This is a genomic window from Frankia sp. CcWB3 (genome assembly GCF_977927595.1).
Genome location: NZ_CDWRCK010000238.1, coordinates 1 through 6,468 on the forward strand (window position 1 = coordinate 1; position 6,468 = coordinate 6,468).

Consider the following 6,468-nt stretch of genomic DNA (forward strand, 5'->3'; position numbering starts at 1 on the left):
CAATTCTCGTCCGGGCGCTCGCCGCGCTGCGGGCGAAGAACGCCGACATCCCGGTACGCAAACATGGCAATCCGTCGACATGACCGGCTGACCGGGAGGTCACCGTCGACGTGACGCGCCCCCTTGCCCGCTACTCTCGGATGGCGGGCAAGGGGGAAAGGTCGGCGCTGGCGGGGGGCATGTTCTCCACGAAGTTCGACCCGCCGCGGCGGCGGCGTGCCGTGCTAGGACCGCCCGGTGACGCGCACCAGTAGCCGCCGAGGGCAGATGATCTGCATAGGGTTCTCGAACTCGACCCCGCCCGAGTAGTCCACGGCGATGTCGTCGAAACGATCAAACAGCGCGTTGAGCACGATCCTGACCTCCAGCCGGGCCAGCGGTGCGCCGAGGCAGAAATGGATGCCCTGGCCGAAGGCGAGGTGCCCGCCGGTGTTGCGGTGGATGTCGAAGCGGTCGGGATCCGGATAGCGTCCCGGGTCCCTGCTGGCCGCGCCGGTCCACAGCGTCACCAGCTCGTCCTTGCCGATCTGCTGCCCCGCGAGCTCCGTCTGCGTGGTGGTCACGCGCGCCATCCGGGAGAAGGGTGGGTACAGGCGCATCAGCTCCTCGATGGCGCCCGGCAGCAGATCGCGGTCCGAGCGGACGGCCGCGAACGTCTCGGGGTGGCGGTCGAGGACGACGATCGCGTTGCCGATCATGGCCATCGACGCGGCGTGGCCGGCGAACATGGTCAGGCCGATCAGGCCGATCAGATCGCCGTCGCGCAACGGCTTGCCGTCGATACTCGCCTGCGCCAGGTCACTGAGCAGATCGTCGGTCGGGCTTTCCCGGCGCCTCCGCACATGATCAAGGATGTACGAGTTCATCTCCCGGATGGCGGGAGCGACCTCGGCCTCCATGACCTCGGGCGGCACCGTCGCCGCGTCGAGGGCGCCCAGCGCGTCGCCCCATGCCCGGAACATCGGCACGTCCTCGTGGGGCAGGCCGAGCATCTCGGCGACCACGGTGATCGGTAGGGGATAGGCCAGCGTGTCGATCAGATCGAAGGTGTCGGAGCCGGCCGTGCGGTCGAGCAGGGAGTGGGTGATCCGAGCGATCCGCTCGGACAGCACCGACACCGCGTGCGGTGTGAAGGCATGGCTGATGACCTGGCGCAGCATCCGGTGGTGGGGCGGGTCGCTGGTGACCAGGTTCCCCATCAGGAACAGGTCGAGATCAGGCTGCGGTTCGTTGAACAGTCGCACCGTCTCCGAGGAGAACGTCTTCGGATCGGTGAGGACATGGGCGATGTCGGCATGCCGGAACAACTGCCATCCGTACTCCTCACTGTGATGAATCGGATGCTGGTCGTGCATCTCCCGGAACCAGGAGAACAGCGAGTCCACAGCCTCGGTCGCGGATTGGTTCGTCGTTGGCATGGCCTACTCCCGATCTCACTGCCGTTGGATCGCTGATCACAGACGATGGACGGGGCGGTAGATTCTGTGATCGACTTGGGGTGTCACCGGGCGGCGACCCTCGGGCGCCGCAGGCGACGACGAGGACAACGTTGGTGAACCGGCGACCCGAAGACCCGATTCGATGGCGCCGTCCATGTACCCGCTCCAGCCAAGGGCAAGATCGTCGCCGCAGAATCTGATCCGCCCGAAGGGCTGGCTGATCGCACGGTGTAGCTGTGTGAGCTGGAAGGGCTGCCGGTACGCGGGCCCACCGAGGGCGTACTGGTCTGCCTGCCAGTCCGTCACGGTGTGCCTGCGAAGCTGCGCGTCCGGGATGATCCTGCGTACCGCCGCCTCGACCTGGGCACGGTTGCCGACGTCAAGCCTGTCGTCCACTGTGAAGGCGACGACCGGCGCGTTCTCGTTCAGCCGGCCCATGATGACGAGGGGATAGCCCTCGGGCGCCTCGGCGATGAACCGGTCCGTGGGACTGGTGAGATCCAGCCACAGTTTCTTCTGGCGTGGCACACCGTAGCCCTGGCTGCTTGCCCTGCGGTACTCCGATGGCAGCGCCGGGCCGAAGCTGATGGTCTTCCAGACGTTGACCGGGACGGCTATGACGACCTCGGGCACGGTGTAGGTCGCCCCCGTGCGGGTCCCTACCCGCACCCTTCCATTGCTCTGAGTGATCGACGTGACGGGGGAGTTGAGCCGGAGGTCTGGACTGCCGTCCTTCAGGATGGCCTCGGCCAGGGCGATGGTGCCCTTCTCCATGCGGAAGGTGTTCACTCCGGAGAAGCTCTGGTAGTTCCAGCCCGCGAGTGCCCACCACTGCGACAGCTGGAGCATCGAGCCGCGCGCGCTCGGAGCGCCGTAGAGCGCGGTGGTGCTGGTCATGCGGATCTCGTCCTGGGGCGGGTAGGCGAGCTGGTCGAGCCGGTCGCGCAGGCTCAGCCGGTCCAGCGGTGTGATCAGATCCTCGCGGGCGAACGGTTCGTACGGCTTCGGGAAGTAGTCGCGTGAGCCGTCGAAGAAAGGAGTGAAGAGTTCGCCCTGCCGGGTGTAGGCTTCGACCGGATCGTACTCGGCGAATCCGGTGAGGGTTGGCATGATCACGCGCTCGGGTCCCGCGTCGGCCACGACCGACAGGCCGTAGCGCGCTATCTCGCGCCACACATGGGGCTGCAGCGGGTCGACCCAGGCGCCGCCGCGCTCGATCTCAGAGCCGTTGAAGGTGTCGGTCCATGTCCGCCCGCCGATGCGGTCGCGTGCCTCGAGCACAAGCACCCGCTGTCCCTTGCGCCGCAGCTCGCGGGCGGCGGTGAGGCTGGCCAGGCCGGCCCCGACAACGATGTTGTCGTAGTCGCGATGGCCCGCGTGGCCCTGTTCGACGGCCTCGGCCACACCGGGGAGGCCGACCCCGAGCGCGGATCCGGCGACGGCCAGGCCACCTGCCCTGAGCGCGGTCCTGCGAGAGAACGAACGGATGGACGAGCCTGTGTGCGCTCCGTCTTCATGCGTGGTCAAGGTGAATCCCCCCGCGTTACGGTCTGTGGTCGTCGAGGCGGTGTGGATGTCGCCGCGTTCCGGACGTGCGGGGAATCCGGCGCATGCGGCCTGCGCCTCGGATTCCCCGCGCCGTTCCGGGTGGCTGGGCTGGGTCAGGCGGAGGGCTTGCGGAACTGCTTGATCAGCGCCGCGTAGCTGTCCTCGGCGTGGCCGTCGGCCACCGCGCGCTTCGCCAGCTCCAGGAAGAAGGTCGGGAGTTCCGCGTTGACGCCGAGCACTTTGCTCTCCTCCACGAGGTGCTCCATGCCGCCCACGTGGACGTTGACGGTGGCGTCGGTGGCCGGGAACCTGTCCTCGTCGATCTGCTGCGCGTAGGCGGTGACGTAGTCGGCCGTGACGTTGATCGCCGTGACCGCCAGGCTCGCGAAAGTGGTCGCCGGAACACTCGCGGTGCCCAGGAGCGCGGCACCGTGCAAGAAGGTGTTGAGGACGCCCCACATGATGCTGAGGACGGACATGTCATAGAGGGCGGACAGACCGTGGTCCTCGTCGAGATAGACGGTCCCGGTCTGGCTGAGTACCTGCAGGGTGGCCAGGTGCCCGTCGAAGGCCGCCTTCGGTCCGGAGTACAGCACCGTGGCCTCGGCGGTGCCGATGGCCTGGGGGAGAGCCAGGATCGCGCCGTCGAGATAGGTGCTGCCGAGCTGGGCCGCCCAGCTGGCGGTCTCACGCGCCACAGTGGAACTGGCCGTGGTCAGGTTGACCAGCGTCCGGCCGTCCAGGGCGGCGCCGACCGGGTCCAGCAGCTCGTGCACGGCGTCGTAGTCGGAGACGCAGATGACGACGAGTGGGCTTGCCTCGACCGCGGCCCTGATCGATGGGGCGAGGGTCGCGCCGTTGGCGACCAGATCGTCTGCCTTCCCTGCCGAGCGGTTCCAGACCGTGGTCGGGTGGCCGTTGGACAGGAAGGCCGCCGCCAGCGCGCGGCCCATCAGGCCGAGTCCGACGACGGTGACCGGCGATGCGGAGACTGAGGGGGTGGACACAGGAGCTTCTCCGGATGTCGTGCGGCGTCCGCCGCGATGGATGTGATCGTTCGTTCGCCGGTCCCAGGCGTGCCAGCGCGGTGATGTGACCCGCGTCCGCGTTTCGTGCGTCGATCTATTCCCGTCTCTCGTCCTCGGCGGCCCACGGGCCGCTGACACCGAAGGGGTTGTCTACGACGTAACGCCAGTAGCCGTTCTCGCCCTGACGCAGGACGTCGATGGCGACGCCGTCCAGCGGCTCGGGTTCGCCGTTTGCGCCGATCGTGTCCATCCGCCACTCGACCACAAGCATGGCGGTGTCGCCGACCACCAGCTTCTGGCGCACCGTCGCTTCCACGGACGGTTTGCGAGTCGCCAGAAATTCAGCCACGTAGTCGCGGCGGACCTGGCCGCGGAGGGGCTTTCCCGGCTCCCACATCCCGACCGCGTCGTCGGTGTACATCGCATTGACCGCGGCGGCGTCACCGGAGTTGAAAGCGGCTCCGAAGGCCTCCTGGTGCAGGTTGATGTCACGTACCAGTGCGTATTGAGTTTCGGTCACGGCACATTTGCTCCATTCGTATACTGACGGCATATGGCGTGGACCTGCTCGCAGGCTAGCAGCGAGCGTTCCTCGATCCGGTCTTGTGTCGGTAATCGTGTATAGACGTGAGAGGAATCGACCCGATTACCGGGTCAGCTCCTCGGTGATCCCCGGGAACAGTTCCTCCAGGACGAGGAGACCAGCGGCCAGCAGGTTGTGCAGGTGCTCGCCGTGCGGGACGCCTCGTCGGGTGTCACGGTGCCCCCCGGCGGCGTCGTGCCCGGTGAGGTCGTCACGGTCGACGAGGACGACCTCGGTGTACCGGTCCGCCAGCACACGCGCTGCCAACAGCCCGGCCATGCTTGCGCCGAGCACAACCACACGATCACGTCCAGATGTTTCCGCCATGCGGTCACTCCCCTGCTGCGTGCTAAAGGGTGGGGGGCGGAAAATAGCCCGCCTTGACGAAGAAGATCACATATCTCTCGAACAGGCCACGATCGACCGCCGGGCATTCAATGCTGGTTTCCCGCAGCGCGTGTTCGGTGTCCGAGACATCGATCGGCGGATAGGTGGCCAGGCCGTTGCCTGCGTTCATTCCCTCGAACGAGTCCAGCAGCGGGAACATCGCGTTCTTCCGGTCCCCGCGCACGCGGGCCGACCACGAGTCCCAGTCCAGCGCGGGCAGGTGGTATCCGAAGGATCTGAGGTGATCGACGAACTCGGCGAACGTCTGATTCTGCCGGTTGTACAGATGGAAGGTCCGGCCAGCGGTGTCCCGCAGCGTGGAGAGAGCCACGATCGCCGTGCTGACGTAGTCCACGGGAACCATGTGGACGACGCCGGCGAGGCTCTCGGGCACCGCCTGGGCCTCCAGGATTCCCCGGAGGCTCAACCAGACAAAATCCCTGGTCTGGCAGGCGCCGGTCATCTGGTCGCCGCACACGACATCCACCCGGTACACCGAGAGGGGCAGTCCGCGGTCCCTGCCGAGACCGATGATCTGCTCGGCGACCCATTTGCTCTGCAGATAACCGTTGTGCAGCAGGTGCGCCGGCCCGGTCGGGTCGGTCACGGTGGCCGCGCGCGCGTCAGGGCTCGGAGCGGGGAACACCCCGGTCGTCGACACGTAGTGGACCGGAACCGTGCGGTGTGCCGCGGCCAGCCGCAACACCTCCCGGGTGCCGCCGACGTTCGTCGGCGCGAGTTCGGTGTAGGGCCGCAGCCAGCTGACCGTCGCGCCGGCGTGATAGACGACGTCGACCCGGCGGGCGAGGTCGTCGAACCCGGCTTCGGCCAGGCCCAGTCGGCTCGCGGCCAGGTCACCGACGACGACGGACAGACGGGCCGGATCGATGTCCTCCCACACCTGGTACCAAGCCAGGTTCTCCCGCAGGCGGCGGGTCGCCGTGGCCCGGTCTTCTCCCCGCACCAGGCAGTGCACCGTGGCGGTCGTCGATCGCATCAGATCACGGAGCAGGAACGCGCCGAGAAAGCCGGTGGCGCCGGTCAGCAGGATCTCGGCGGGGTCGGTGGCCACCCGGTCGATCTCGCCCGCGGGCTGAATACCCTCGTCGAGGTGGACCTCGGCGGAGAAGTCGACGTCGGCGGCGCGCGAGGACGCCCCTTGCGCGGCCACCAGGAGGGTGGCCAGGTGCTCCACCAGTTCCTTGGGTGTCGGGCGCTCGAAGATCAGGGATGGCGGCAGCCGCAGACCAGTGGCATCGGCCAGCCGGTTGCGCAGCTCCACCGAGGTGAGCGAATCGAATCCGAGGTCGGAGAAGAGCTGGTGCTCCTCGACCGCTCCCGGTGCCGAGTGTCCGAGGACGAGCGCCACCTCCTGAAGGACGAAGTCCGACACCGCGCCGCGCCGGTGAGACGGGGGCAGTTCCGTGGATCTGTCGCTGATCTTGTGATCGAACTGGCCCTCTCATGATCGTCTATTGGTGTC

5 protein-coding genes and 1 pseudogene are annotated in these 6,468 nt (G+C 67.5%); all 6 read right to left on the reverse strand.

Going from position 1 to position 6,468, the window contains the following annotated elements; all coding sequences use genetic code 11:
• Positions 1–224 precede the first annotated feature (224 nt).
• The 6 genes and pseudogenes from ACY5KJ_RS16250 to ACY5KJ_RS16275 all read right to left on the reverse strand — a co-directional run bounded on the left by ACY5KJ_RS16250 (position 225) and on the right by ACY5KJ_RS16275 (position 6,378).
• Positions 225–1,418 carry a cytochrome P450 gene (locus ACY5KJ_RS16250; RefSeq protein ID WP_462203756.1) on the reverse strand — a complete coding sequence of 398 codons (1,194 nt, stop codon included), beginning with the start codon at positions 1,416–1,418 and terminating at the stop codon, positions 225–227.
• A 36-nt stretch (positions 1,419–1,454) separates the two neighbouring features.
• On the reverse strand, positions 1,455–2,966 hold the full coding sequence (locus tag ACY5KJ_RS16255; protein WP_462203758.1) for a flavin monoamine oxidase family protein: 1,512 nt from the start codon (positions 2,964–2,966) through the stop codon (positions 1,455–1,457).
• 134 nt (positions 2,967–3,100) lie between these two features.
• A complete protein-coding gene (locus ACY5KJ_RS16260; RefSeq protein WP_462203759.1) occupies positions 3,101–3,994 on the reverse strand; it encodes an NAD(P)-dependent oxidoreductase in 894 nt (297 codons plus the stop codon).
• Between the two features lie 115 nt (positions 3,995–4,109).
• Positions 4,110–4,535, reverse strand: a complete 426-nt coding sequence (locus ACY5KJ_RS16265) for a YybH family protein (protein ID WP_462188936.1) — start codon at positions 4,533–4,535, stop codon at positions 4,110–4,112.
• Positions 4,536–4,670: 135 nt separating this feature from the next.
• Positions 4,671–4,925 (reverse strand): annotated as a pseudogene (locus ACY5KJ_RS16270) (NAD(P)-binding protein); the annotation flags it as partial.
• 22 nt (positions 4,926–4,947) lie between these two features.
• A complete protein-coding gene (locus ACY5KJ_RS16275; RefSeq protein ID WP_462188935.1) occupies positions 4,948–6,378 on the reverse strand; it encodes a thioester reductase domain-containing protein in 1,431 nt (476 codons plus the stop codon).
• Positions 6,379–6,468: the final 90 nt, after the last annotated feature.

Bases quoted from the DNA above. Each gene is read 5' to 3' on its own strand.
- ACY5KJ_RS16250 (WP_462203756.1), bottom strand. From the start codon at position 1,418: ATGCCAACGACGAACCAATCCGCGACCGAGGCTGTGGACTCGCTGTTC.